Origin of the sequence: Bacillus mesophilus (assembly GCF_011008845.1) — a bacterium.
Taxonomy (GTDB): Bacteria; Bacillota; Bacilli; order Bacillales; family SA4; genus Bacillus_BS; species Bacillus_BS mesophilus.
Genome location: NZ_JAAIWM010000009.1, coordinates 1 through 24400, shown reverse-complemented (window position 1 = coordinate 24400; position 24400 = coordinate 1). Strand labels below are relative to the sequence as shown.

28 protein-coding genes are annotated in these 24400 nt (G+C 37.4%); 16 read left to right on the top strand and 12 right to left on the bottom strand.

The annotated features are described in order from the left end of the window. Nucleotides 1-900, bottom strand: coding sequence for an RluA family pseudouridine synthase (locus G4D63_RS18745; protein WP_163181695.1), 900 nt, complete (start codon nt 898-900; stop codon nt 1-3). Beyond that, entirely contained in the window at nt 900-1787 is an 888-nt protein-coding gene (locus G4D63_RS18740) for a sulfite exporter TauE/SafE family protein (protein WP_163181550.1), read from the bottom strand. The genes G4D63_RS18745 and G4D63_RS18740 overlap by 1 nt, the downstream gene beginning before the upstream one ends. Nucleotides 1788-2057: 270 nt before the next feature. On the opposite strand from G4D63_RS18740, the gene G4D63_RS18735 reads away from it, so the two are divergent. Further along, nucleotides 2058-2456, top strand: a complete 399-nt coding sequence (locus tag G4D63_RS18735) for a DUF5365 family protein (RefSeq protein ID WP_163181548.1) — start codon at nt 2058-2060, stop codon at nt 2454-2456. A gap of 44 nt (nt 2457-2500) precedes the next feature. Here G4D63_RS18735 and G4D63_RS18730 read toward each other — a convergent pair whose 3' ends face one another. From G4D63_RS18730 to G4D63_RS21955, 9 genes are all read right to left on the bottom strand, one after another. Further along, entirely contained in the window at nt 2501-2968 is a 468-nt protein-coding gene (locus tag G4D63_RS18730; RefSeq protein WP_163181546.1) for a thioredoxin family protein, read from the bottom strand. Between the two features lies 1 nt (nt 2969). Then, nucleotides 2970-3407: a disulfide oxidoreductase gene (locus G4D63_RS18725; protein WP_163181544.1), complete on the bottom strand. Its 438-nt coding sequence runs from the start codon at nt 3405-3407 to the stop codon at nt 2970-2972. 142 nt (nt 3408-3549) lie between these two features. Further along, complete coding sequence (locus G4D63_RS18720; protein WP_163181542.1) at nt 3550-3783, bottom strand: hypothetical protein; 234 nt, start codon at nt 3781-3783, stop codon at nt 3550-3552. Nucleotides 3784-3921: 138 nt separating this feature from the next. Then, nucleotides 3922-5028, bottom strand: a complete 1107-nt coding sequence (locus tag G4D63_RS18715) for a Ger(x)C family spore germination protein (protein ID WP_163181540.1) — start codon at nt 5026-5028, stop codon at nt 3922-3924. Continuing rightward, entirely contained in the window at nt 5021-6109 is a 1089-nt protein-coding gene (locus G4D63_RS18710; RefSeq protein ID WP_163181538.1) for a GerAB/ArcD/ProY family transporter, read from the bottom strand. The genes G4D63_RS18715 and G4D63_RS18710 overlap by 8 nt, the downstream gene beginning before the upstream one ends. A gap of 2 nt (nt 6110-6111) precedes the next feature. Further along, nucleotides 6112-7605 (bottom strand): spore germination protein, encoded by a 1494-nt coding sequence (locus tag G4D63_RS18705; protein WP_163181536.1) that lies wholly within the window; start codon nt 7603-7605, stop codon nt 6112-6114. Between the two features lie 129 nt (nt 7606-7734). After that, nucleotides 7735-9285 (bottom strand): GMC family oxidoreductase, encoded by a 1551-nt coding sequence (locus G4D63_RS18700; RefSeq protein ID WP_163181534.1) that lies wholly within the window; start codon nt 9283-9285, stop codon nt 7735-7737. Then, nucleotides 9278-9868 carry a gluconate 2-dehydrogenase subunit 3 family protein gene (locus tag G4D63_RS18695; protein ID WP_163181532.1) on the bottom strand — a complete coding sequence of 197 codons (591 nt, stop codon included), beginning with the start codon at nt 9866-9868 and terminating at the stop codon, nt 9278-9280. The genes G4D63_RS18700 and G4D63_RS18695 overlap by 8 nt, the downstream gene beginning before the upstream one ends. A 15-nt stretch (nt 9869-9883) precedes the next feature. Next, complete coding sequence (locus tag G4D63_RS21955) at nt 9884-10279, bottom strand: hypothetical protein (protein WP_239585850.1); 396 nt, start codon at nt 10277-10279, stop codon at nt 9884-9886. Between the two features lie 144 nt (nt 10280-10423). On the opposite strand from G4D63_RS21955, the gene G4D63_RS18685 reads away from it, so the two are divergent. The 6 genes from G4D63_RS18685 to G4D63_RS18660 all read left to right on the top strand — a co-directional run bounded on the left by G4D63_RS18685 (nt 10424) and on the right by G4D63_RS18660 (nt 17611). After that, nucleotides 10424-10852 carry a CBS domain-containing protein gene (locus G4D63_RS18685; RefSeq protein ID WP_163181530.1) on the top strand — a complete coding sequence of 143 codons (429 nt, stop codon included), beginning with the start codon at nt 10424-10426 and terminating at the stop codon, nt 10850-10852. A gap of 369 nt (nt 10853-11221) precedes the next feature. After that, nucleotides 11222-12760 carry a bifunctional GNAT family N-acetyltransferase/carbon-nitrogen hydrolase family protein gene (locus tag G4D63_RS18680; protein ID WP_163181529.1) on the top strand — a complete coding sequence of 513 codons (1539 nt, stop codon included), beginning with the start codon at nt 11222-11224 and terminating at the stop codon, nt 12758-12760. Between the two features lie 222 nt (nt 12761-12982). Beyond that, nucleotides 12983-14737, top strand: a complete 1755-nt coding sequence (locus tag G4D63_RS18675) for a phospho-sugar mutase (RefSeq protein ID WP_163181693.1) — start codon at nt 12983-12985, stop codon at nt 14735-14737. A 500-nt stretch (nt 14738-15237) separates the two neighbouring features. Further along, entirely contained in the window at nt 15238-16359 is a 1122-nt protein-coding gene (locus G4D63_RS18670) for a GAF domain-containing sensor histidine kinase (protein ID WP_163181526.1), read from the top strand. An 18-nt stretch (nt 16360-16377) separates the two neighbouring features. Continuing rightward, nucleotides 16378-17013 (top strand): response regulator, encoded by a 636-nt coding sequence (locus G4D63_RS18665; RefSeq protein ID WP_163181525.1) that lies wholly within the window; start codon nt 16378-16380, stop codon nt 17011-17013. Nucleotides 17014-17092: 79 nt separating this feature from the next. Then, nucleotides 17093-17611: an NADPH-dependent FMN reductase gene (locus G4D63_RS18660; protein ID WP_163181523.1), complete on the top strand. Its 519-nt coding sequence runs from the start codon at nt 17093-17095 to the stop codon at nt 17609-17611. A 22-nt stretch (nt 17612-17633) separates the two neighbouring features. Here G4D63_RS18660 and G4D63_RS18655 read toward each other — a convergent pair whose 3' ends face one another. Continuing rightward, on the bottom strand, nt 17634-17882 hold the full coding sequence (locus G4D63_RS18655) for a YhdB family protein (RefSeq protein WP_163181521.1): 249 nt from the start codon (nt 17880-17882) through the stop codon (nt 17634-17636). Nucleotides 17883-18127: 245 nt separating this feature from the next. On the opposite strand from G4D63_RS18655, the gene G4D63_RS18650 reads away from it, so the two are divergent. The 9 genes from G4D63_RS18650 to G4D63_RS18610 all read left to right on the top strand — a co-directional run bounded on the left by G4D63_RS18650 (nt 18128) and on the right by G4D63_RS18610 (nt 24232). Further along, nucleotides 18128-19039, top strand: a complete 912-nt coding sequence (locus G4D63_RS18650; RefSeq protein ID WP_163181519.1) for a M14 family zinc carboxypeptidase — start codon at nt 18128-18130, stop codon at nt 19037-19039. 69 nt (nt 19040-19108) lie between these two features. After that, nucleotides 19109-19444, top strand: coding sequence for a DUF3889 domain-containing protein (locus G4D63_RS18645; RefSeq protein ID WP_163181517.1), 336 nt, complete (start codon nt 19109-19111; stop codon nt 19442-19444). A gap of 159 nt (nt 19445-19603) precedes the next feature. Then, nucleotides 19604-21013: a SpoVR family protein gene (locus tag G4D63_RS18640; protein WP_163181515.1), complete on the top strand. Its 1410-nt coding sequence runs from the start codon at nt 19604-19606 to the stop codon at nt 21011-21013. 148 nt (nt 21014-21161) lie between these two features. Next, a complete protein-coding gene (locus G4D63_RS18635; protein ID WP_163181513.1) occupies nt 21162-21545 on the top strand; it encodes a DUF302 domain-containing protein in 384 nt (127 codons plus the stop codon). A 474-nt stretch (nt 21546-22019) separates the two neighbouring features. Next, nucleotides 22020-22280 (top strand): metal-sensitive transcriptional regulator, encoded by a 261-nt coding sequence (locus G4D63_RS18630; RefSeq protein WP_163181511.1) that lies wholly within the window; start codon nt 22020-22022, stop codon nt 22278-22280. A 151-nt stretch (nt 22281-22431) separates the two neighbouring features. Next, complete coding sequence (locus G4D63_RS18625; RefSeq protein WP_163181509.1) at nt 22432-22911, top strand: DsrE/DsrF/DrsH-like family protein; 480 nt, start codon at nt 22432-22434, stop codon at nt 22909-22911. Between the two features lie 16 nt (nt 22912-22927). After that, nucleotides 22928-23293 (top strand): rhodanese-like domain-containing protein, encoded by a 366-nt coding sequence (locus G4D63_RS18620; protein WP_163181692.1) that lies wholly within the window; start codon nt 22928-22930, stop codon nt 23291-23293. Between the two features lie 19 nt (nt 23294-23312). Then, nucleotides 23313-23609: a rhodanese-like domain-containing protein gene (locus G4D63_RS18615; protein WP_163181507.1), complete on the top strand. Its 297-nt coding sequence runs from the start codon at nt 23313-23315 to the stop codon at nt 23607-23609. Between the two features lie 50 nt (nt 23610-23659). Beyond that, nucleotides 23660-24232: a sulfurtransferase TusA family protein gene (locus G4D63_RS18610; RefSeq protein ID WP_163181505.1), complete on the top strand. Its 573-nt coding sequence runs from the start codon at nt 23660-23662 to the stop codon at nt 24230-24232. Nucleotides 24233-24400: the final 168 nt, after the last annotated feature.

The window sequence follows — 24400 nt, the reverse complement described above, 5'->3', positions numbered from 1 at the left end:
TTAAACTAGTTTTTGTAATGAAAGAGGAAGTGGAGCCTCTACAGATATAGATTCTTTTGTAACAGGATGAATGAGTTGAAGAGAAGTAGCATGTAAAGCTTGGTGTTTAATATACTTACTTTCCCCACCATAAAGATCATCTCCCAACAAAGGATAACCCAAGTGACTCATGTGGACACGTATTTGGTGAGTTCTTCCAGTCTCTAGTCGAAGCTTCACCATGGTTACGTCTAATCCTTTATTGGTTGAAACAACCTCGTAGTTAGTAATAGCCTTTTGTCCGGTGGGTGAAACCCTTCTTCTAGTTGGATGATGCCGATCTCTTCCGATTGCCTCTTTAATAGTACCCTTGCTTTTCTTTAATACTCCTTGAACAAATGCTATATAAGTTCTCGTAATTTCTCTTTTTTCAAGAGCCTGATCAAGTAATGCACTGGCTAAAGGGTGCTTTGCGAAAAGGATGACTCCACTAGTATCGCGATCTAAGCGATGAACATGTCTAACCTTGGTCTGTAATCCAACTTGTTGATAATGAAAAGCAACTCCATTGGCAAGAGTTCCTGTCTGATTTTTTTCATTTGGATGTGTGTCCATGTTAATTGGCTTGTTAGCGATTAATAAATGGTCATCCTCATATAAAATTTCAATGTTCAAATCCTGCGGAATGACTCCATATTCCTCATCTAAAAAGCAGCGAATGTAGAGACGATCATTCTTCTTTATCTGTTGTTGCCAACGTTGTATATCTCCGTTTAATGTTACACCTTTGCCGGTGCGAAGTTCATGAAGTAGTTTTTTAGGAACGCCAACTTGAAGTTTTAAAATGTCTTCGACTGCTTGTCCTTCCCAAGAGGAAGGGGCGGTCAAGACTAACCATTCCCCTTTTTTTTCTACGTGAATCATGAGGCTTCACCTCTTGTATTCATTTCATTTTTCTTCTGTTTAAAATAATGAATGGTTCGTAGAGTAAAGACAACTAAAAGGAACCCAATATACCCTAGTGAAATCGTAAGACCAACCATCGAGAATCCACTAATTTTAAGGACCATATTAATAACCGTAAAGACATATAAGAACCCTAAGAATTTTTTGATTTCGGCATCTTTAAATATTCGAGTTAAGTAAGCACCAAGCTGTCCTCCGATTAGGGCACCAGCAATGAGTGTGAATGCAAATGGATAGTCAATAGAAATACTAGTTGAATAGGTAATAAATCCAGCGATTACGATAAATAGAACAGCGAAAAGGCTAGTGCCAACCGCTTTTCTAGGTTGTAAGCCTACAAATGAGATTAGTAGTGGAACAATGATAAATCCTCCACCCACACCCAAAGTAGTCGAGATGAACCCACCAGCCAAACCGATTAATAATGGTGCGAGCCAAGTGTTTCTCGTTTTTACTTCTGTGTTGGCTTCTTTCTTCTTATGAGTAAGTAGAGTATAAGCGAAATACCCTGCTAGTAGAATATAAAATACTGGAATAGCGATTTCCTCAATGTTTAGATTCTTTAAAAGCATAACAAATGGATGTGCAAGTTGTGTCGCAACTAAACCTGAAAGTGCAATAACCATCCCTGTTTTGAACTCTATATTCTTCATTCTAAAATGAGCAATAATTCCTGAAAACGATGTACCAATTGTAAATAATAAACTAGTTGCAATTGCCACGATTGGAGAAAGCCCCATCAATAGCAGAATGGGAGTTAGTACAAAGCCACCACCAATTCCAAAATAACCCGATAAAATCCCTACACAAGCACCTAATAATATAAAAAAGAAAATTTCCAAACATAAACCCCTCTCTACACAGTCATCATTATTATGAAGAATGATGAGGTTGAATACAACCACTGAATGTTATTTAATCAGAAGTCGTTATTCTCAAGACATTCCGTATGTAACCTAGTCTATGTTTTTTATGGTTAGGATATTAACTGTAAGTAATTTACCCACTTTATAGGATTTGGTTTAGCCGGAAAGACTTACCTTAGCATTTCATGACTAAAATATGATAACTTATAGCTATATATTAGAATCGGCTAACAAAAAGGTGGGCTAATGATGAAAATTGTAACAGCTTCAACTCCCGAGCAAGAGAACTTTATAAAAGAACTAGTGGAGTATATGTACTCTGAAGTGTTTCCTCATTATTTTTCAGATACGTACATAAAGGAGTTAAAGGAACTCCATGTACTGTTACCTGAGACTACAGAGTTATATAACGGTACACTAAAGGAAGCTTTTCAGCTTATATCAGGTATGCAAGCTCTAATTGCAGTCATTGAAACAATTAGGCATGAAGATATCGATGTGCATCATCGTGAAATATTTGATAAAAACACACTGATTCTTGAGGAATATGGATACAAATTCCCTTTAACCATTGATCATTTTGTAAAGGCAAAAGCAGAGTGTATTAGCTTGTATTCTAAACCAACCAGTCAATATATCATGTAAAGTAAACAAAAAGAGCATCGAGTAAATTCGATGCTCTTTTTGTGTTATTCAGCATATTGTTCAAACCAAGCTTGAAATTGTGCATCACTTACTTTACCTTCTACACGACCTACCTCCACACCATCTTCATATCTAACTAGTGTTGGAGTGCTGGAGATTTGGTAGGTTTTCCAGCCTTCCTCGAATTCTAATAGATTATATAAAGGTAGTTCCATTCCTAATTCCTCTGTCATTGGCACAATCACTGGAGATGTCTCTCTACAATAGGCGCATTCTGGACTATAGAAATAGACAGTTAAACTTTCTTTATCAGCTAGTCTTTGAGCCAACTCATCTGGTAAGATTTGATTTTCATAGTTAGGGTCATCTAACTGGGAAATCGTAGCTTGCTTGAGATTACTTTTGCCGTATGGGTTTCCTTCTGAAGCCTGTTTGTTAGAATAATTAGTCACAAAAGCTAGTGTTGCAAATAAAGCAATGATAATAGCTAAAAAGATGATTACTTTTTTCATATTATAGATCCTTTCTGAGTTTCAATATGATGACTTGTAAAACGGTGATGAAAGTAAAAGCACTTAATGCTAAGAATGGGATGGTAATAAAACCGAACCAGTTAATATATTCACCTGTACAAGGCACGACACCACATGAAATGGAAGCTTCACTCATGAAGTCTACCTTTTGTATCAAGTAATGGTAAAGCGATATGGTCATACCAAGGATTGAGAGAGGTAGAATATAAGGTGATATGGTGTGATAATCCTTTTTAATAATAGCAGTCCCCATTAAAATAACAAGTGGATACATGAGAATCCGCTGATACCAGCAAAGCTCACAGGGGATATATTTTAGCACCTCAGAAAAAAATAGGCTACCAAACGCAGCTATAACGGATATAGCCCATGAAGAAAAGAATAAGGTTTCGATTTGTTTGTGTTTATTAGGCTTCATCCTTACCACCACTTTCAAATTGTCTACTAAAATTGTAAATGAAAAGGTGTTTACTAAACAAGCACCAGAAACTTATTTTTTGTAGCTATTTTGTGAATATAAAAAAGCCTCTTATTGAAAAGAGGCTCATTGGTTATAAGTATTATTTTCTTTTGAAAATCTTTCCGGTCGTGTCCTTAAAAGTCTTAGTAGTCGTATCCACTGTCTTTCCAATCACATTATTACCAGTGCTTGAAACATTTTTAACGATATCAGCAGTGGAATCTGTCACTTTCCCAACAAGGCCACCTTCACCAGAAACACTTTTCACAATATTATTAGCCGTATCAACTGTCTTGTGGACTATGTCATTCGCATGATTAGAAGTATTTTTCAAAAGGTTTCGATTCTGTCTCGGGTTGTTTTGTTCGTTTGTAATATTAATCTCCTCCTTTTATACGTACGCTGTTACGTTTATGAGGAGGGGACATTAATTAGAACAAAACTGGGTGTCCTAATTGAGTGATCCGTTTTTTTATCTGATTGTACCTGAATTCTTTATTTCTGTAATCACGTCAACTTCGTATGTCATTTTAGGTAAGGCTTCTTTCCATTTATCTTTAGTCCATTCATCCTGTGATATATGTGCACGGAGATGTTCTCCTAACAAAACAGGGTCTACGCCAGCTTCTTTAAACCCTTCAATCGTCTTCTCTGCACGACTCTTAAGTTCCTTATTGATTCGCTCCTCAAGATTGTTGATATCTGAATCTTGATCTAACTGAAGGGGACCATGATACTCTAGAACATTCGCAGTTAATTGCAGCTTGATATTAAAAAAAGGTTTTTCAAGGCTGCCATTACTCGTGATCTTCACCTTTGATTGAACAAAATTCAACATGATCTGATTTTCAAATGAATCTTCCTCATCACCTTCTAGGTTTAGCTTCATATCGGCAAGTGTCCGGTCATCATGAAGAGCAGATGCTATGAGAGCCTCTTCAGGATCCAGCGTTTTTATCATTTTATCGTAATCAAAAAGGGCAACCTTAGAAATTCTTAGTCCTTCAATTGTGTCTTCTAGGTAAGGTGTCATAGGATCCCCTGTCTCACTAGTCTTATAGAAGGTGAAATCATGCAAGGTTGTAAAAGGATGGAAAGCGGTGGAGGATCTAGGGTGAAGCAAATTATTAAGATACTCACTATTACTTTTATTAGCTTTATATTTCTTTGTTAATATGTCTTCGGCTTTGCCTTTTACCACTGCAATAAATACAGTGTCACCCACCATAGGATTTCGGTATAAATAGTGAGTGATTTTCTTTAAGCCTACCTCTTTTGCAAATTCCTCACTAAATAAGACGGTTCTAAGTTGGGCCACGCTTAAATCACGATCTGAGACTCTCGAGAGAGCTCTAATAGCTTCATGCGCTAGTGTCACATTTTCGGTAAATTGAATTTCTCCATTATCGCCTTGACCTGGCAATGGGAGAGAAATCGTCACTCTGATTTTATCATCTTCTGCTACATCAAATCCCATGCTACCAACCATCCCAATATCCTCAAGACTTGGTTGTTCAATTCTTTCGGCACATCCTGTTAAGAACAATAAAATTGAAAAAGTTATAAAAAGTTTATCCATCTTCTTTCACCAACACTTTTTTTAGGAAATGTAATAGCAATAGGAAGGAGGGAAGTAGAATAAAGAAATACCCTGCAAGTGGTTGGACGTCCTCGTATAACTCTGCCTCCCATTGATCAAATAGTGGAAGTAGAATGATTGCGAAGGCAACAGCACCCAGGAGATAAATATGGATCTTTTTATCACCATTAAATAATACGGCTACTCCTTTCTTACCTGCCCATAAGTAGATGGCTATTGTTGATAAAGTTAAGAAAACCCATATCGATATACCTAATGTTTCAATTCTTTCAATAAATGATAACTCAACTGCTTTATATAAATTTAATACAGGATATTTAATTAAATCTAATTGTCCTTTTGTAAAATAAACGACACTCGTAAAACAAACTATAGTGTAAATAGACACGGAGACCCATATTCCAACAGAGGCATGTTTTAAGGACTTTTGTTGATTTGCTATATATGGAAAATACACTAAAAAAAGCTCGTAACCAAGCATTGTGTTATACGATCCTTTAGATGTGTTTAACACATCTGAAAGATTCATATCAAATACTGGGAGTAAATGAGTGAATGCACCTTTAGTGATTCCCCATTGCAAGTAAACGGTCATCCATATCGTTAATAAAAAGGCAATAATGCAAAACCTAGCCACAAGCTTTATTCCCCCTTGGACTATATAGACAAGAACGATAAAGATTGCCAAGGTTGGAAGGAACATAGTCTCATGAGGAAGCGTTCCGACCTGGAGAATCCCAACGTAAAATTCAGCCACAGACGCAACGGTAATCACACAATAACTTATAAGCAATAATGAGAGTAGCTTCCCCACCCATTTCCCTAATAGCTGTTCAAATACCTCATAAATACTTTGATTCGGGTAGTTTTTACCTAGGAGGTACATTGGGATCAGGGTTAACTGCGCTACAACACCAAAAATGAAAGGAACATACCACAAATTATAGCCAACCTCTGCTAGGGTGTGAGGGAGGGAGAGTAAACCTACTCCAATCAATGATTGTTGGACAAGAAAGATAACGTGATAAGAATTAAGAGTTTTTATATTACCTTTGTCCATTGTTACTCCTCCCCAGTTGGTCTAGTTGCATCCTTTTTGGCTCTAGAAATCCCCATTCGACTTACAATGAAATTCCAAGGCATTCTGATGATATTTTTCTGTAAATCGGTCCATTTTCGTGGAATAGGACTCATATAAGGTGTACCAAGTGATGTTATATTACTTAAATGAGCTAGGAGCCACGCTAGTGCAATCGCTTGGCCAAACATTCCAAGCATCCCTGCTGCAACAATAAAAATATACCTCGTAAAACGAGCAGCATTAGACATTAAATAGTTAGTTGGTAAAAAGGATAGAAGTGCTGATACGGCTACAAGAACAATTATGATATTACTGGCGATACCTGCCTCAACTGCAGCCGTTCCGATTACGATACCTCCCACGATACCGAGCGTTTGACCAATCTTTGTCGGCATCCGTGCTCCAGCCTCTCTTAAAATCTCAATAACCATTTCCATAATCAATACTTCAATAATAGGTGGAAAGGGAACCTTTTCCCTTGATTCAGTTAAAATGTTTAAAAGAGCAGGAGGGAGCATTTCAACATGATAGGTTAAAACTGAAACATAGGTTGAAGTAAAGAGGATGGTAATAAAAAAGCCAAAGAAACGAATCGCACGTAACAAAGTAGCAGTTGTCCATCTGTTATACAAATCCTCAGGACTGATAAACATTTCTAAAAAGGACGCTGGTGCAATGGCCGCCTCAGGTGAACCATCGAGAATAACAATAATTCTTCCATCCAATAAATGCTCAACAGTAAAATCTGGCCTTACAGTAATTAAAAACTGTGGAAAAGGTGAATAAGGCTTATCCTCGAGCATCTGCTTTAGCATGGCTAGACCAATAAATCCTTGATATTCTACATTTTCTATCCGTCTAATCACTCTTTGAACATTTTCTTCATTTGCGATATTTTCCATATACAGAATAGCCACTTTGCCTCTTGTTTCGGTCCCCATTGGATAGAACTTTGTTTTTAAGTTAGGACTTTTTATTCTCTTCTTAATTAGAGAAAGGCTTGTATTAAGAGACTCAGTAAAAGATTCTTGTGGCCCTAGTACGGTTGATTCGTTTTCTGGAGCTGCAACGGCACGTTCCGCAGGTCCGTATGTTTCAACCTGAAGAAGGCCTTCAGTCGATTTTGAGTATATAATTGTATTACCATTTGATATTTCTTGAATCACCTTTGGCAACTCATCCATTTTAATCGGTTTAGCATGACTAATCTGATCAAGGTTTCCCGATTCATGGAGGGGCTTAATAATATATGAGTGAATCATCTTTTGATCAACAAGAGAATCCAAATAATAAAGTTGAATTACCTGATTTTCCCCAGTAGTGAGGGTGATATTTTGGAAATCATCAATATCCTTAAATTGGTCTAGGATTCCCTGCTCTGTCACTTTACCCTTTGAGTGAGAGGTTATATTTTCTTGGTCCTGTCCTTTATTCGATTTATCGGCTTGTTTCATCCATTGTTCCCAAATATTCATGTAATCACCTAAGATGTTGTTGTTAGTTTAGTGTTTACCAGGAAATACATCATTATGTTTTATTAGGTAAATAGAGGGGAATAAAATAAGTAAAAATTTAAGCACAGTAATGCCAAAAGCATACTGTGCCTAAATTGCCTGTGATTTTAACTGTTCTAAAATATATTCTGAAGAACGTAGTGCAAGAGAATATGTTGTAAGTGTTGGATTTGCTGAGGGAGCTGTTACATATGTTGGTGTCCCAACTATAAACAAATTTTTCACATCATGTGTTTGTCCATAGCTGTTAACAACCGATGTAGCAGGATCATTTCCCATACGGCAGCCACCCATTAAGTGAGCAGTTGATTTCAAGTGGTACAATGGTTCACCACCTGAAGCGATTCCTACATTAGACAGTAGGTCTTTAGCGGCCTTGCGAATTTTAATATCATTTTCATGAAAAGAGAAATGGACCTTAGGCACAGGTAATCCATACTGATCTTTCTCGTCACTTAAAGTGACTTTATTTTTCTTTTGTGGAAGTACTTCTCCGAGCATGGCAAAGGATCCATAATGGTTATAATCAAGCATGATTTCACGAAGCTTCTCGCCATAACGGCTTGAATCATTATCAAAGAAGAGACCAGCTAGACGGACAGGACGATGACCGTAGGAATTCATAATAAATCCTCTTGCAAAACCTTCTTTCTTACCCTGCTCATAAGGATCAAGAGTAATGGCTTGAACGGGATTCCCGCGGTACATTCTAATTTCTTCATTATATTTAACAATCATTTGATCATTTGTATTTGTCATAATATATTGACCAACGACTCCGCTAGAATTTGCAATTCCATCCGGGAACATTGAATTGGCAGAGTTAAGAAGCAGACGAGGAGTCTCAACGGCATAGGAAGCTAAAATCACCAGCCGAGCATGAAGTTGATGCTCCTGTCCATCTTTTTGGTACAGAACTCCGTCTATGGTTCCATCCTTCTTCATTAAAAGCTGTGTAACCATAGCGTCACTAATAATCTTTGCTCCATGTTTAACCGCCTCTGGAACAAATGTATTAAGTGGTGTGGTTTTTGAATCAGGCATGCAGCCTTCTTCACAAAATCCACGATTGATGCAAGGTTCCCTATCATGATGTGGAACAGACAATATCGCCAATGGTGAAACGGAGTGCTTAAGACCTAGCTTTTCACAGCCTTCTCTAAACTTTAACGAGTTATTACTTAAGTCATGATGCTGTGGAAGAGGGTATGGTCCACCATATGGCTCCCACGGAAATTTATTAGGTCCAGACAAATAAAGGATTTTCTGCATCCGATCATAATAGGGCTCTAAATCTTCATATTGAATAGGCCAATCCTCACCAACACCTTCTTCAGAGTACGTTCTAAAGTCAGAATGGTGAAACCTTAGCATCTGGGCTGTATAATGAACGGCACTACCACCGACACCTTTTCCTGAGTTGCTTCTTGATAAGTTAATAGGGTCATTTCCTGTACTAATTCGTGGATCATTCCAAAAGAGCTTTTCAGCCTCCAGTTCATCGCTTGCAAAATCTCGCTTCGGCTCACGCAATGGCCCTGCATCTAAACCAACAACCGTTAACCCGGCTTTTGAAAGCTCTGCAGCAATGACACTTCCGGATGCACCCATTCCTACAATACAAACATCGATCTCATTCATGCACTTTAGCCTCCCATTTATCAAATTGGTTTGGACCAAACGCATAATAACCTCTCGGGTAAGCGGGACCACCGTAACCAATCTTGGACCAAAGTGCTGGGTCTGAGTAGTTGATGGGGAGAAGTTCCTCCATAAGCGTTTTAAAGAAAAGACGTGGTGAAACATGCTGCCAACAATTTTTATAGCCAACATTCTTCTCCAAATCTTGTACAATCTGCTTTTGTGTAGTATTTTCTAATGTGGAAAAGGGCATTTGGTATTGATCAAATGATTGTTGCATGACTGATTCTAGCCCTGTTTTAATCACATCTATTTTTCTGATTGAAATGCCTTTTACGAATCCGGTCATGGTTTGACAGCGTTGATCAAAAATAGCAATGACATTTATAGAGACGTCTCCCAAATGAGAAGGAAATAAGATCGGAATCAATGATAGTAAAACATCCTTTTCATTCTCTCTAAAAAAAGAGGTCTCACTTCTAGATAATCTATGTTGAAGTACAGACTGTGTGGTTGGATCCCATTCATCCCATTCCGACATAACATTATAATCTTTGTAGTACGTTTGCTTCGGGTGTGACAATTTGAATCCCTCCGATCAATACCAAATTAATAATAAATTAATAAACCCCAGTGCAGCGATGGCGAACGGAAGAATAAAAGGAGGTCCTGTCATAAGGTTCTCCATTCTAAAGCCACCAGTCCGGTGTTTAATCGCGTTAATGTGTAAATAGCCTCCGTACAATCCTGCTACTATGACTAGTCCAGCAAGGAATGTTTGAATCCATCCCAGCACGTTCGTTGGCCAAATAGAGAGAAGTATAGCAGTTAGACCTAAGATGGGAAGTGCTATGACAGGAATCCACATCTGCCACTTGTGAAATTTCCCTCTCATATGAAAAACCGTAACCTGTATCCATAGCATGAGATAGAAAATCCCAATAAAACATGTAAGTAACCTAGGTAAGATCCACTGGTCCCAACCAATTAACATATAAATATACTCCCTTCTGTCCTATTAAGATTAATATGAGGAGAAATGTACCAGCTTATTCCTTTTAAGGAATTCTTCAAATAAGTAGTAGAAAGTATGTCCCATCTAAAATGGACTAAACTATAAAGGAAAGGAGATGTTCACATGAATTTACTTCGAGACATTATGACTGAAAATGTTGCAACTGTTTCTCCATCCCAAACTGTTCAAGACGCAGCTAGGTTAATGAGTGATTATAATGTTGGTTCTATTCCTGTTGTCGATCAGGGAAGAGTAATCGGGATCATCACAGACCGTGACATCACGTTACGATCAACAGCTCAAGGCTTAACCAGCACAACAGCTGTGTCAGAAGTTATGTCTTCACACGTCATTTGGGGAACACCAGAAATGAATGTTGAGGAAGCAGCAAGTCTGATGGCAGAAAAACAAATTCGCCGTCTCCCTATAGTGGAGCACGATCAACTAATCGGAGTCATTGCTTTAGGAGATATTGCAACAAACGAAATGTTTGACGAGGAAGCAGAAGCAGCTTTAACAAATATTTCGATTCCTTCCCAGCCTGAAGTATAGTAGGGATGGGGATAGCACCTGTTGAGAGACGGGTGCTTTTTAGTGGTGTGTGGGGTATTTGTAGCTTGGGCTGGTTGGGGTAAAAAGGAAGTTCGTTGATAAGAGTAGTGTTTTCGTTGATAAACTGGAGCATTCGTTGTTAGACAGAACTATTTGGTTGATAAAATTCAAATTTCGTTGTTAAAACAACTTATTTCGTTGATCAACGACTTTTTCAACGAGTCAGCAGCTTTAGATAAACCATCATCTCACAAAAAACTCTCTTCTTAACTCATAAATCGGTTATAAATTCAAAAAAAGTGGAATAACTAGTTTAAGAAATAATAGAATCGGGTATTGTATGCTGATACAGTAAAAGGGGTTGGAAACATGTCAACAAAGATTGATTTAACCAAGTTTGAAAAACGTATGATTATAAGAAGAATCGTGGAACAGGACTTTGACTCGATCATTGCAATGCAACAGGAGTGTTTTCCTGGAATGGTTCCATGGGAAAAGGAGCATCTTGAGTCACATCTAGAACACTTCCCAGAAGGACAACTCTGTGCAGAATATGATGGGAAGATTATCGGCTCCTGCTCAAGCTTAATCATTAACTTTGATGAATATGATGATAAACATACATGGGATGACATTACAGATGAAGGTTACATAACGAATCATAATCCAGATGGTTTTAATTTATATGGTATCGAGGTAATGGTTCATCCTGAATATAGACGAATGAAGGTTGGCCAGCGATTATATGATGCACGTAAAGATTTAGCAAGAGAGCTAAATTTAAAAAGTATCATTATAGGTGGTCGAATTCCAAATTATCATAAATATGCTGAAGAGATGTCACCTCGTCAATATGTAAAAGAAGTGTCCATGCACAAGGTGTATGATCCTGTTCTTTCTTTTCAGCTCATGAATGGGTTTACCTTGATGAGAATTAACCCGAACTATTTAGAGGACGATCAAGCCTCTTATAAATATGCGACATTAATGGAATGGAACAATATTGATTATCGCGGGAAAACGAAACGTCATTTTCAAACTTCTTTCCCTGTACGAGTTTGTGCCATTCAATATGCTATGAAACAGATTGAGTCCTTTGAAGAGTTTGCCAAACAAGTAGAGTATTACACAGATGTTGCGGCTGACTTTGAATCCGATTTTGCCGTATTCCCAGAAATCTTTACTACTCAATTATTATCTTTCGTGCATGAGAAAACACCGAGCCAAGCAATACGAAGGCTTACAGAGTTTACAGAGCAATATTTAGAGTTATTTGCAAACCTAGCTGTTAAATATAATGTTAATATTATCGGTGGTTCACACTTTGTAAATGAAGATGAAAAGATCTATAATATTGCGTATTTATTTAGAAGAGATGGAACCATTGAAAAGCAATACAAAATCCATATCACTCCTAATGAGAAGCGTTGGTGGGGTGTTAGTGCCGGTGATGAAGTAAAGGTATTTGATACGGATTGTGGAAAGATTGCGATCCAGGTTTGTTATGATATCGAGTTTCCTGAGTTAGCGAGAATCGCAACAGACAAGGGTGCCAACATCATCTTCACACCATTCTGTACAGAGGACAGACAAGGTTACTTGCGGGTCCGTCTTTGTGCACAGGCTCGTGCAATTGAGAACCAAGTGTATACCGTCATTGCGGGAACTGTTGGCAACCTTCCACAAGTGGAAAATATGGATATACAGTATGCTCAATCAGGTATCTTCACGCCTTCTGATTTTGAGTTTGCAAGAGATGGGGTAGCAGCAGAATGTAACCCTAATCTTGAAACCGTCGTTGTCGCAGACGTAGATTTAGAAATACTAAGAAGACAACGTAAAAGTGGAACGGTAAGACAGCTTCGCGACCGTCGCCGTGATCTATATGAAATTCGTTATAAAAATTAAAACAAGCAAAGCATCGCACATTTGTGTGATGCTTTTTAAAGTTTGATTCCAGTATAGTAATAGCGAGGTTTTTTAATAAGATTTTAATTATTTTCATGAAAAATATAATTGTAAAACATTGTAAAGCTTTGTTATTCTAATTAAGATAAAGATAAGTAAAAACAACAAGTCCATCCTAAGATCATTCAAGCAAGACATTACATACATTGGAGGAATATATTGATGAATTGGCAAGAGCAATATGCAAGATGGGAAGCAGCACCTCAATTAGAGCAAGAATTAAGAGAAGAACTAGAAGGATTAAAAGGTAATGAGAAAGATTTAGAAGATCGTTTTTATAAAAGCTTGGAATTTGGGACAGGCGGTATGCGCGGAGAAATAGGCGTAGGAACGAATCGTATGAATACATATACAGTTCGAAAAGCATCACTCGGACTTGCACAATTTATTCTTTCATCTGGTGAAAAAGCAAAACAACAAGGTGTCGTCATTGCCTATGATTCAAGACATAAGTCACCTGAATTTGCGATGGAAGCAGCTAAAACGTTAGCTTCTCAAGGTATTCAAGCATATGTATTTGAAGAACTACGACCAACACCTGAGCTGTCATTTGCAGTTCGTTATCTAAACGCATTTTCAGGGATTGTCATTACGGCAAGCCATAATCCTCCTGAATACAATGGGTACAAGGTATATGGAGAAGATGGCGGACAACTTCCACCAGAAGCTGCTGATACAGTCATTGCTGAGGTAAACAAAATTGAAAATGAATTAGTCATCGAGGTTCAGGATGAAGCTTCTTTAAAGCAACAAGGGTTAATTAAGATCATCGGTGAAGAGATTGACGAGGCCTACACCAATAAGCTCTTAACAATCTCAGTTAATCCAGAGTTGGCAAATGAGGTTGGAGATGACGTCAAAGTAGTATTTACTCCTCTTCACGGGACTGCAAATAAGCCTGTTCGAAGTGGATTAAAAGCTTTAGGATATCAGCAAGTTAGTATCGTAGAGGAACAAGAACAGCCTGATCCGAATTTTTCAACCGTTACTTCACCTAACCCTGAAGAGCATGCGGCATTTGAGCTAGCGATTAAAAAAGGAACTGAAGTAAATGCAGATATGCTTATTGCTACAGATCCTGATGCAGACCGACTAGGGATCGCAGTGAAGGATGACCAAGGGGAATATGTGGTGTTAACAGGTAACCAAACAGGAGCCATTTTCCTTGACTATTTGTTATCAGAAAAGAAAGCAAACGGAACCCTACCTGCAAATGGAATTGTTTTAAAAACAATCGTTACGTCTGAAATTGGTAGAACGATTGCTTCTGCGTATGGCCTAGAAACAGTGGATACACTAACAGGTTTTAAATTTATTGGTGAGAAAATTAATGAATATGAGCAAAGTGGTGAATACAGCTTCCAATTTGGATATGAAGAAAGCTATGGGTATTTAATTGGAGACTTTGTTCGTGATAAGGATGCGGTTCAAGCTGCATTGTTGGCAGTTGAAGTGTGTGCGTATTATAAGAAAAAAGGATTAACCGTGTACGAAGGGTTAATACAAATTTTTGAAAAGTACGGGTTTTATCAAGAAGGGTTAAAGTCATTAACCTTAAAAGGTAAAGAAGGTGCTGAACAAATCGAATATATCCTTTCAAGCTTCCGTCAAGAGGCGCCTAAGGAATTAGCTGGTAAATCAATCACAATGGTAGAGGACTATAAAACAAGTGAGCGAGTACTTACAAAGGAATCTTCTGTTGAGACCATTCAATTACCCAAATCAAATGTTCTCAAGTATATTTTAGAAGATGGCTCATGGTTCTGCTTACGCCCGTCTGGTACAGAACCAAAGGTCAAATTCTATTTCGGTGTAAATGCCTCCACCTTAGAACAAAGCAAGCAAGATTTAAACAATTTAACAGATGCTGTTATGACAAAAGTAAATGATCTAATTGAAGCCTCTAAGGTAAAGTAAGATGATAGAGAGAGCCTCTTCTTTTTTAGGAGAGGTTTATATAAAGATAAAATTGATTAGATTTTAGACTACCACAGCTATGATACTGTGGTTTTTTTGATGCATCATTGTGGGTATATACGCAATCATCACTGATTTTTACGCAATTAAATCTTGAACTTACGCAATTATGTTAGATGTTCACGCAATTATTACGTAGACCCACGCAATTAGATGAAAATTCCATACAATAGCTCCTAAAAGTCTATATAAAAACCACTCTTCAAACTGGAAAAACTTAAGAAGCAGTACTAGAATGCAGGTTTTCTTTGAATTAGACTCTTTGCATTCGGATCATTTATTGAAATAGATTAGAACCATTCAATTTCCTCTCGTCAATGTCTATACTTTACCCACATACATCTAAAGTCGTAGAAAAAAACATTCAATTGACCGACCTCACTTCTACTAAATGCTGATATACTTACAATAAATAGACTAGAGAGAGCGGGGATTTTTTTATGAAAGGAGAACAGAGAATTAAGGAGCTTCAAACGATGAAGGCGATTGCAGAGATTCTTAACGAATCAACGGATCTTTCAGGAATGCTTAATTGTGTGCTAAGAGAGCTTTTACAGCTAACGGGTCTTTCGACGGGCTGGATTTTTCTTATAAACGAAAAAGGCGAATACAAGCTAGCAGCTGATGTTAATCTTCCTTCAGCCTTAACACGTGTAGATAAGCATCCAATGTGCAATGGTTCATGCTGGTGTGTAAATCGTTTTAATAGAGGGCAATTAAGCAGGGCAGCAAACATTATGGAGTGCAAAAGGCTAGAGGAGGCCATTGAACATGGCTATGGTGACACGGCAGGTATCACACATCATGCAACAGTCCCTTTAAGTGCAGGTGATGAGACATTTGGCTTACTTAATGTTGCCTCTCCCCATAAAACACTTTTATCAGAGGAGGAATTGGCATTATTAGAGGCTGTTTCCCTTCAAATTGGAACGGCTATTAAGAGAATCAAGCTGGTTGAAAAGGAACAGGAACATATTATCCTCAGTGAGAGGAACCGACTTGCACGAGATTTGCATGATTCGGTCAATCAACTACTTTTCTCCTTAATGTTAACTGCTCGTGGAACGAAAGAAATGACCAAGGAAGAAAGTGTTAAAGAAATGCTAGGTTACATTCAAGAACTGTCACAAGAGGCTCTGCAAGAAATGCGCGCCTTAATATGGCAGCTTCGACCACATGGACTAGAGGATGGAATTGTATGTGCACTCTTTTCATATGGAAAAGTTCTTGGATTAGAAATTGAGACAAACGTACAAGGTGTACTCAATATTCCTCATCACGTAGAAGAAACCTTGTGGAGAATAGGACAAGAAGCTTTTAATAATTGTAAAAAGCACGCAGGTTCAAAATCGGCGAAATTAATGATTGAAGCTAATAAGCATGTGGTGAAAATGCAAATAAAGGATCAAGGTTGTGGATTTCATTATCATGAGCAAGAAAAGCTGCCTTCATTAGGACTAGCTGGTATGAAGGAAAGAGCTGAACTAATTGGTGGCGATGTAAACATTCATAGTGAAGTAGGTTTAGGAACAACTATCACTGTAAGAGTTCCATTAAAATGACAAAAGGAGGGAGTAAACATGTCAATACGGGTATTAATCGCAGATGATCATCAAGTGGTCAGAAGAGGACTATTGTTCTTTTTGAGTACGCAAAAGGAAATTGAAATTATTGCAGAGGCCAGTAATGGTAGGGAAGCACTAGCCCTAGCAGAGGAACTCACACCTGATGTGATTTTAATGGATTTAGTGATGCCGGAAATGGATGGTATTGAAGCAACCAAACGAATAAAAGAAAAATTGCCAACTATAAAGATCATTATCTTAACAAGCTTTTCTGATCAAGATCATGTGATTCCAGCCATTAAAGCGGGGGCCAATGGCTATCAGCTAAAGGATGTTGAACCAGATGAATTAGTGAATGCTATTAAGGCGGTATTTCGTGGTGAAAGCCAGTTACACCCTAAAATCACCAATCATGTGATGACACATTTAATGCTCGGAGATCAAAGTGAGCGTAAACATAATGAACTTACTGCTCGTGAACTAGAAGTATTAATAGAAATTTCACGTGGCAAAAGTAATAAAGAAATTGCCGCATCGCTTTTTATTACAGAAAAAACGGTGAAAACACATGTCTCTAATATCCTTTCCAAGCTAGAGCTTCAAGATCGTACTCAGGCTGCATTATATGCTGTTAAACACGGATTATACTAAGATCCCATACTATATAGTAACTTGAAAAATCATGTGACCTGTACATGATTTTTTTCTAATTATAAGGAGTGATCACATAATGAACATAGTGGTGTTTAACGGAAGTCCCCGTAGGAATGGCCGAACTGGAATTGTCGCAAAGTATATAAAAGATGCGTTTAAAACGGAGATTATTGATTTAAGTTTGGAGGATTTGCCATTATTTAATGGTGAAGATTCACAAAATGAGCTGTCTTCAGTTAAAGAGCTCAGAACGCGAGTGACGAAAGCAGATGCTGTTATTTTAGCCAGTCCAGAATATCATAGTGGAATGAGCGGTGCCTTAAAAAATGCTTTAGATTTTCTCAGCAAGGACCAGTTTGAGCTTAAACCAATTGGGCTGATTGCAATTGCTGGTGGTGGAAAAGGAGGAATGAATGCCTTAAATAATATGAGGATCGTTACAAGAGGTGTGCATGGTAATCCATATCCTAAACAATTGATATTAGATGCTTCTGAAATTAACAGAAACACTAATGAAATTGCTCCTGATGCAAAGGGGAAGATTAGGTCATTGATTGAAGAGGTAATTCAGTTTACAGAGCAATTAAAAAAGTAAAGGAAGGGAATTTTCCCTCCCTTTACTCAACTTTGACAAGGGTTTCCATATCAATTGATTGATTTTCTAATGCATGATCAATATATCTAAACAATGAATGTAGGTTTGTCTCAATGATCTTATAATCGCGCGAAAAATTATAAGCATGTAGAAAATGTTCAATTTTCTTGGATAAAAATTGATCCTTTGTGCGTACCATAAGGATTAATAAATTATCCCATTGTGAACGATGTGTATAATATAACGCACGATCGTAATCATGAATGTTCATGGTTTATCATACCTCCTTTTGTTTCTGTTCAAGCTAGTCCGCTTGTACCTTCAAAATTAAAGGAGTACTAGTAGTGTGCGGTGTTTCATTGTTATTTAAGCGTGGCATTGGCTGTAAATGTTGGCAAGGAAGGTGAAGGGACTGTTCAACCCTGACTCTAAAGGGAAGGAGAATGCAAACTGAGAGTTTTTACCATCTTACTAATCCTCTTTTTATTTTCATCTGACCAGGTGTCTGCTAAATTAGTGAGAGCTGAGACCTATACTCCAGATAAACTGAAATCTCATATTGAAGCTCTAACAGATAAGTACCCCAACCTTTTGAAAACAAACATAATTGGTCATTCTTCTTATGGACAACCTATATGGGCGTTGAGGGTAGGAAATGGAGAACGAAATATTATAATACATGGTGCCCACCATGGAAGAGAGTGGATTACTTCAATGATCGTTATGAAAATGGCAGAAGAGTATGCAGAAGCCTATAAAACCAAAGAGCCATACCATGGTTTTGAACCTTCTATTTTGGATGAGGTATCGATTTGGTTTGTTCCGATGGTAAATCCAGACGGAGTAGAGATTCAGCAAAACGGTTTTTCACACTCGTTACCCATTTCTTCACATGAACTCTTAATGATGAATGGTGGAAGCGTTGATTTTTCAAGATGGAAGGCAAACGGAAAAGGAATTGACCTTAATCGGCAATATCCTGCTGGTTGGGATGAGTTGGAAGGAAGTGCTCCATTCCCCTTTTATCAGCTTTATAAGGGAAGAGAACCCTTTGAGGCCCCTGAGGTGAAGGCTCTTGAAGAGTTTACGAAAGAGATTAATCCACAATTAGCAGTTGCATATCACTCCTCAGGAAGAGTTGTTTATTGGTATTACAAAACAAAAATGGAGAATGTGATGCGCGACTGGAAAATTGCCAGTTCTGTTGCTGAAACAACAGGATATAAAATTGATACACCTGTGGAAACAGCAATGGGTGGAGGATATACAGATTGGTTTATTTCAGCATATGAAAGACCAGCACTCACAATAGAAGTTAGCTATGAAGTAAATGAAACGAGCCCACCTCTTTCGGTTTTTAAAGAAGAGTGGCTTAGAAATCGTACGATAGGTTTTTTACTTGCGCAAGAGGCGATTCATTTAAAATAAGGAATAAATCATTGGAAATCGTACATACTATCTTCATACAATATGTTGTTTTTGGAGGTACACGTACATATGAATAAAAGAACAACCTTTCCTCTAGTCATCTTAGCATTTCTTATTGGGATCACCGCTTCATATTTCTTTCAAGATACATTAGGTGCAGCACAACAGCCCGATCATGCTAAATGGGGGAAAATAGCTATTACAGTAGTAAAAGAAAATTACACCGAATCAGAAGTAAGTGATTATAAGTATGAGGGACGTAAGCAACTATCTGATTCATCTGCAGAAGATCGATTTTTATTTCAACTAAAAAAGAATGATAAAACAGACTACGTTAGAGTAGTTGTTACCTTCAATACAAAAACAGAAACATTGCAATCATTACAACTAACAGAAGTAAAATAATTGAGAAGCGACTATGAACGAATGGTGCCTTTATGCATAAAGGCCTTATTCTGAAATAGTGGCTTTTTATTTGGACTTATCTTTATTACTTATTTGTTTTTCATCTTTCTTCTCTTTTTATCATAGATTGTGATAAGCACTCAAAAAGGGGAGATGAGCATGAGAACGGATGATTCGAAGAAATTAGAGTATGCAATCGAAGAAATCACAGAGATTGCTAAAGGATTCGGCCTTGATTTTTACCCAATGCGATACGAAATCTGTCCTGCTGATATTATTTATACATTTGGTGCCTATGGGATGCCAACCCGTTTTTCCCATTGGAGTTTTGGGAAGCAGTTTCATAAAATGAAGCTTCACTATGACTTAGGATTAAGTAAAATATATGAGTTAGTCATCAATTCTAATCCTTGCTATGCCTTTTTGTTAGATTCCAATTCATTAATTCAAAATAAGCTTATTGTTGCTCACGTGTTAGCGCATTGTGATTTCTTTAAAAATAATTGCCGCTTTGAAAATACAAAACGAGATATGGTTGAAAGTATGTCTGCAACCGCAGAGCGAATTGCTTATTATGAGCATGAATATGGTAAGCAAGAGGTAGAAACATTTCTTGATGCCGTACTAGCCATTCAAGAACATATTGATCCTTCCTTAATGAGACCTAAGCTTTCCTATGATCTAGAAGAAGAGGAATACGAAGAGACCCCTAATTCAACTCCTTATGATGATCTATGGTCATTGGATAAACGAGGTGCCCCTAAAGAGAAAAAGATTAAAGCCAAAAAGAGGTTTCCTCCAAATCCCGAAAAGGATATCCTTCTCTTTATTGAAGAATATAGTCGTGATCTAGAACATTGGCAACGTGATATTTTAACGATGATGAGAGAAGAAATGCTCTATTTCTGGCCACAGCTAGAAACGAAAATCATGAACGAAGGCTGGGCTTCGTTCTGGCATAGCCGAATCATTAGAGAGATGGATTTAACTTCAGATGAAGTAATAGAATTTGCAAAGCTTAATGCAGGTGTTGTTCAGCCTTCGAAAACAAGTATTAATCCATATTATTTAGGCTATAAAATGTTCGAGGATATAGAAGAACGTTGGAACAATCCGACGGAGGAAATGCTAAAACTAGGTGTGAAGCCAGGCTCTGGTCGCGAGAAAATGTTCGAGGTACGCGAAATTGAATCAGATATTTCCTTCCTGCGTAATTACCTAACAAAGGACCTTGTGATGAGAGAGGATATGTATCTATTCCAAAAGCAGGGCAAGGATTATAAAGTTGTGGATAAAGAATGGGAAAATGTAAGGGATCAGCTAGTCAGCATGCGTGTGAATGGCGGGTTCCCTTATATAACTGTAAACGATGGAGATTACCTGAGAAACGGTGAGTTATATTTAAAGCATTGGTTCGAAGGAATTGAGCTAGACCTGAAGTACCTTGAGAAGGTTCTACCTTATATACATCAGCTTTGGGGTCGAACCGTTCATATGGAGTCGATGGTGGAAGGTAAGGGTGTTATGTTTACCTATGATGGAAAGGGAATTCACAGGAAGTATTTATAGACGTGTAAAGTTGCTGAGACATCAGCAACTTTTTTTAAATTTTTCAAGACTCGAGTTAAATACACTAGGAAGTGTGATGAAATTTGCGCAATTACTTTTATTTAATCCGGGAATAATATTCTTAGCCTAATTACAAAGGAGAGACATCATGTTTGATTACACAGTTGAAACTGATAAGAGTATAAACGAGGCTATACAAAGCCTCGAGTCAAATTTGAAGGATGAACAATTTGGTGTCTTATGGCAGTTTGATATCAAAAATAAGCTTCAGGAAAAAGGTCTTGAATTCAATACTGATTATGTGGTCCTTGAAGTGTGTAACCCGCATGAAGCACAGCGAGTTTTGAATGAGAATTTATTAGTAGGATATTTTCTACCCTGTAAAATGCTTGTTTATAAAGATCATGAAACAACCAAAATTGGTATGCCAAAGCCTACTGCTCTTATTAAAGTAGTAGATAATGAGGAAATCCAAAACTTAGCGAAAGACATTGAAGACCGCTTAGTAAATGTAATTAATAAAAGTAAGTAAGCTATTGTTATGATCAGTAAGGAAGATTGCGGAGGTTTTTCTTCCGTGGTCTTTTTTTAACTTACAGCAAAATACCATATATGAACCATTTGATTACTATATTTTGCTAACCACAACCCCTTGACATTATACCCACAGGGGTATATTATTAGTTGTGTAGCCAGTGATTCACAGCCTTTGAGTTGGCAACATGGCAACTATAATAAAAGGTAGATTCAAAATTTTTTGTGTCGGAGTGTTCCAGTTATGGAAGGAACTCAGCTTATGATTCATTTAAAAATAGGTCGTGTTAGAGGGCCTGGTAATAGTCCGGTTGCTTCCTTAAAAGATATTATGAACAAATACCAAATCATAGTATAATTTTATGTGTGGGAGACTCGCTGTTTAACAAAGACAGTCGTTTCAAGTAATAGGATATAATATTATAAAATTTCATTCCTATATAGCGTAATCAATTAGAAAGGAGGACGGAAGATGGAGTACAATGAACAAATGAAAAATAGAGTTAAAAGAATGGAAGGTCAACTTCGCGGAATTCTTAGAATGATGGAAGAAGGAAAGGATTGTAAGGAGGTAATAACACAATTGTCAGCAGTCCGTTCAGCAGTAGATCGCACTGTCGGGGTTGTAGTTAGTACAAATCTCGTTGAATGTGTACTAGAGGCTGAAAGTAAAGGGCAAAATGCGAATGATTTAATCAAGGAAGCAGTAAACCTACTTGTTAAAAGTAGATAATAAAAAAGGGTTGACACCTTTTTTTAAATGGGTTAATATACCCTTAGGGGTAAGGGTAATGACAACGATAGCCCAACCTAGTTAAATAAAAATATATTTTTTACAAAAAAATATACCCTGTGGGGTAATTAATTAAATGGGGGAATCAAACATGACACAAAAGAAAAAGACAACGATTGTACTATTCAGTGGTGATTATGACAAAGCAATGGCTGCTTATATTATCGCAAACGGAGCAGCTGCTTATGATCATGAAGTGACAATATTCCATACATTTTGGGGATTAAATGCATTACGTAAGGATGAAAATATTGAAGTGAAAAAAGGCTTTATGGAAAAGATGTTTGGCAAAATGATGCCAAGAGGTGCCGAGAAAATGAGTCTCTCTAAAATGAACTTTGCAGGATTCGGTCCCAAAATGATTAAAGACGTGATGAAAAAGCATAATGCATTGCCATTATCAAATTTAATTGAAATGGCCCAAGAACAAGATATAAAGCTTGTCGCATGTACCATGACAATGGATCTATTGGGACTACAACAAGAAGAACTACTAGAAAACATTGAATATGCTGGTGTCGCAGCCTATTTAGCAGATGCAGAAGAAGGAAATGTAAACTTATTCATTTAATAGGGGGTATCGAATGTTGGAATATATCAATTATTTATTAATGGGTCTTGTTGTATTTTTCATTATTAATCGAATGTTGCCAGCTAAAGGTGTGAGACAAATCTCAACAGTGGATCTAAAGAATGAAATCAAAGATAAACATAAGCAATTTGTTGATGTTCGAACAACAATGGAGTATAAAGGCAATCATATAAAAGGATTTAAAAATCTACCATTACACCAACTAACTGGACTTGCAACAAAAGAACTTACGAAAGAAAAAGAAGTAGTTGTAATCTGTCAAAGTGGAATGAGAAGTCAAAAAGCTAGTAAACTTTTGAAGAAACTTGGATATACAAACGTAACAAATGTAAAAGGCGGTATGAGCAGCTGGAGACAATAAAAAAAGGAGGATTACTAGGATGAAACAGTATTCAGCTAAAGAGGTAGAGAATCTTTTAACTGGAGAAATATCATTAAACATTATTGATGTAAGAGAAGTAGACGAAGTAGCGAATGGTAAGATTCCTGGAGCTCTTCATATTCCACTTGGATTATTAGAGTTCCGCATGAATGAACTGGATCAATCAAAAGAATATATTATGGTTTGCCGTTCAGGTGCTAGAAGTGGTCGTGCGACTCAGTTCCTTGAAAGCTATGGCTATCGTGTCATTAATATGTCAGGTGGTATGCTAGATTGGGAAGGTAAAGTGGAATAAATTTTTTTAGATTAGAATATACCCATGAGGGTAAAATGGAGGCCAAATAGATGGAACAATTAAAAACAGATTTATTATTAGATGCAAAAGGGTTAGCGTGTCCGATGCCGATTGTAAAAACAAAAAAGGCAATCAATGAATTACAAGCAGGGCAAGTTCTTGAAGTTCAAGCAACAGATAAAGGTTCAAAGGCTGATCTTCAAGCATGGGCTAAAAGTTCAGGACATCAATATTTAGGTACGATTGAAGAAGGAGATGTGCTGAAGCATTACTTAAGGAAGTCATCAAATGATGAAGCGATTGAGAGAAAGCACCCGCATGTTGCAAGTAACGAAGAACTAGAAAAGAAACTAGAAGCAAATGAGAACATCGTGGTACTGGATGTAAGAGAAGCAGCAGAATATGCATTTAATCATATTCCTAATGCGATCTCGATTCCGTTAGGAGAGTTAGACGATCGTCTAAATGGACTAAGTAAAGAAGACCAAATTTTCGTTGTATGCCGTACTGGAAATAGAAGTGACTTTGCCGCACAAAAGTTAGCAGAAAAAGGATTTAATCATGTTGTCAACGTCGTACCTGGTATGAGTGCTTGGTCTGGTCATACAAACAGTATTATATAAGAAAGAGAATGAACAAATTTTTTTAACTTATAATATACCTCGGGGGGTAATCGGGATGGTTGTAAAATCAATGACTGCAAAAGAAGTAGCAAGAAAGGTAATCAACAAAGAGGAATTATTTATCCTAGACGTTCGTAACGAAACTGACTATCAAGATTGGAAAATCGA

Coding starts and splice junctions, on each gene's coding strand:
- G4D63_RS18610 (WP_163181505.1), top strand. CDS start 23,660: ATGGAACAATTAAAAACAGATTTATTATTAGATGCAAAAGGGTTAGCG.
- G4D63_RS21955 (WP_239585850.1), bottom strand. CDS start 10,279: ATGTTAATTGGTTGGGACCAGTGGATCTTACCTAGGTTACTTACATGT.
- G4D63_RS18660 (WP_163181523.1), top strand. CDS start 17,093: ATGAACATAGTGGTGTTTAACGGAAGTCCCCGTAGGAATGGCCGAACT.
- G4D63_RS18630 (WP_163181511.1), top strand. CDS start 22,020: ATGGAGTACAATGAACAAATGAAAAATAGAGTTAAAAGAATGGAAGGT.
- G4D63_RS18640 (WP_163181515.1), top strand. CDS start 19,604: ATGAGAACGGATGATTCGAAGAAATTAGAGTATGCAATCGAAGAAATC.
- G4D63_RS18655 (WP_163181521.1), bottom strand. CDS start 17,882: ATGAACATTCATGATTACGATCGTGCGTTATATTATACACATCGTTCA.
- G4D63_RS18670 (WP_163181526.1), top strand. CDS start 15,238: ATGAAAGGAGAACAGAGAATTAAGGAGCTTCAAACGATGAAGGCGATT.
- G4D63_RS18710 (WP_163181538.1), bottom strand. CDS start 6,109: ATGGACAAAGGTAATATAAAAACTCTTAATTCTTATCACGTTATCTTT.
- G4D63_RS18645 (WP_163181517.1), top strand. CDS start 19,109: ATGAATAAAAGAACAACCTTTCCTCTAGTCATCTTAGCATTTCTTATT.
- G4D63_RS18615 (WP_163181507.1), top strand. CDS start 23,313: ATGAAACAGTATTCAGCTAAAGAGGTAGAGAATCTTTTAACTGGAGAA.
- G4D63_RS18725 (WP_163181544.1), bottom strand. CDS start 3,407: ATGAAGCCTAATAAACACAAACAAATCGAAACCTTATTCTTTTCTTCA.
- G4D63_RS18735 (WP_163181548.1), top strand. CDS start 2,058: ATGATGAAAATTGTAACAGCTTCAACTCCCGAGCAAGAGAACTTTATA.
- G4D63_RS18665 (WP_163181525.1), top strand. CDS start 16,378: ATGTCAATACGGGTATTAATCGCAGATGATCATCAAGTGGTCAGAAGA.
- G4D63_RS18705 (WP_163181536.1), bottom strand. CDS start 7,605: ATGAATATTTGGGAACAATGGATGAAACAAGCCGATAAATCGAATAAA.
- G4D63_RS18685 (WP_163181530.1), top strand. CDS start 10,424: ATGAATTTACTTCGAGACATTATGACTGAAAATGTTGCAACTGTTTCT.
- G4D63_RS18700 (WP_163181534.1), bottom strand. CDS start 9,285: ATGAATGAGATCGATGTTTGTATTGTAGGAATGGGTGCATCCGGAAGT.
- G4D63_RS18625 (WP_163181509.1), top strand. CDS start 22,432: ATGACACAAAAGAAAAAGACAACGATTGTACTATTCAGTGGTGATTAT.
- G4D63_RS18675 (WP_163181693.1), top strand. CDS start 12,983: ATGAATTGGCAAGAGCAATATGCAAGATGGGAAGCAGCACCTCAATTA.
- G4D63_RS18715 (WP_163181540.1), bottom strand. CDS start 5,028: ATGGATAAACTTTTTATAACTTTTTCAATTTTATTGTTCTTAACAGGA.
- G4D63_RS18730 (WP_163181546.1), bottom strand. CDS start 2,968: ATGAAAAAAGTAATCATCTTTTTAGCTATTATCATTGCTTTATTTGCA.
- G4D63_RS18635 (WP_163181513.1), top strand. CDS start 21,162: ATGTTTGATTACACAGTTGAAACTGATAAGAGTATAAACGAGGCTATA.
- G4D63_RS18680 (WP_163181529.1), top strand. CDS start 11,222: ATGTCAACAAAGATTGATTTAACCAAGTTTGAAAAACGTATGATTATA.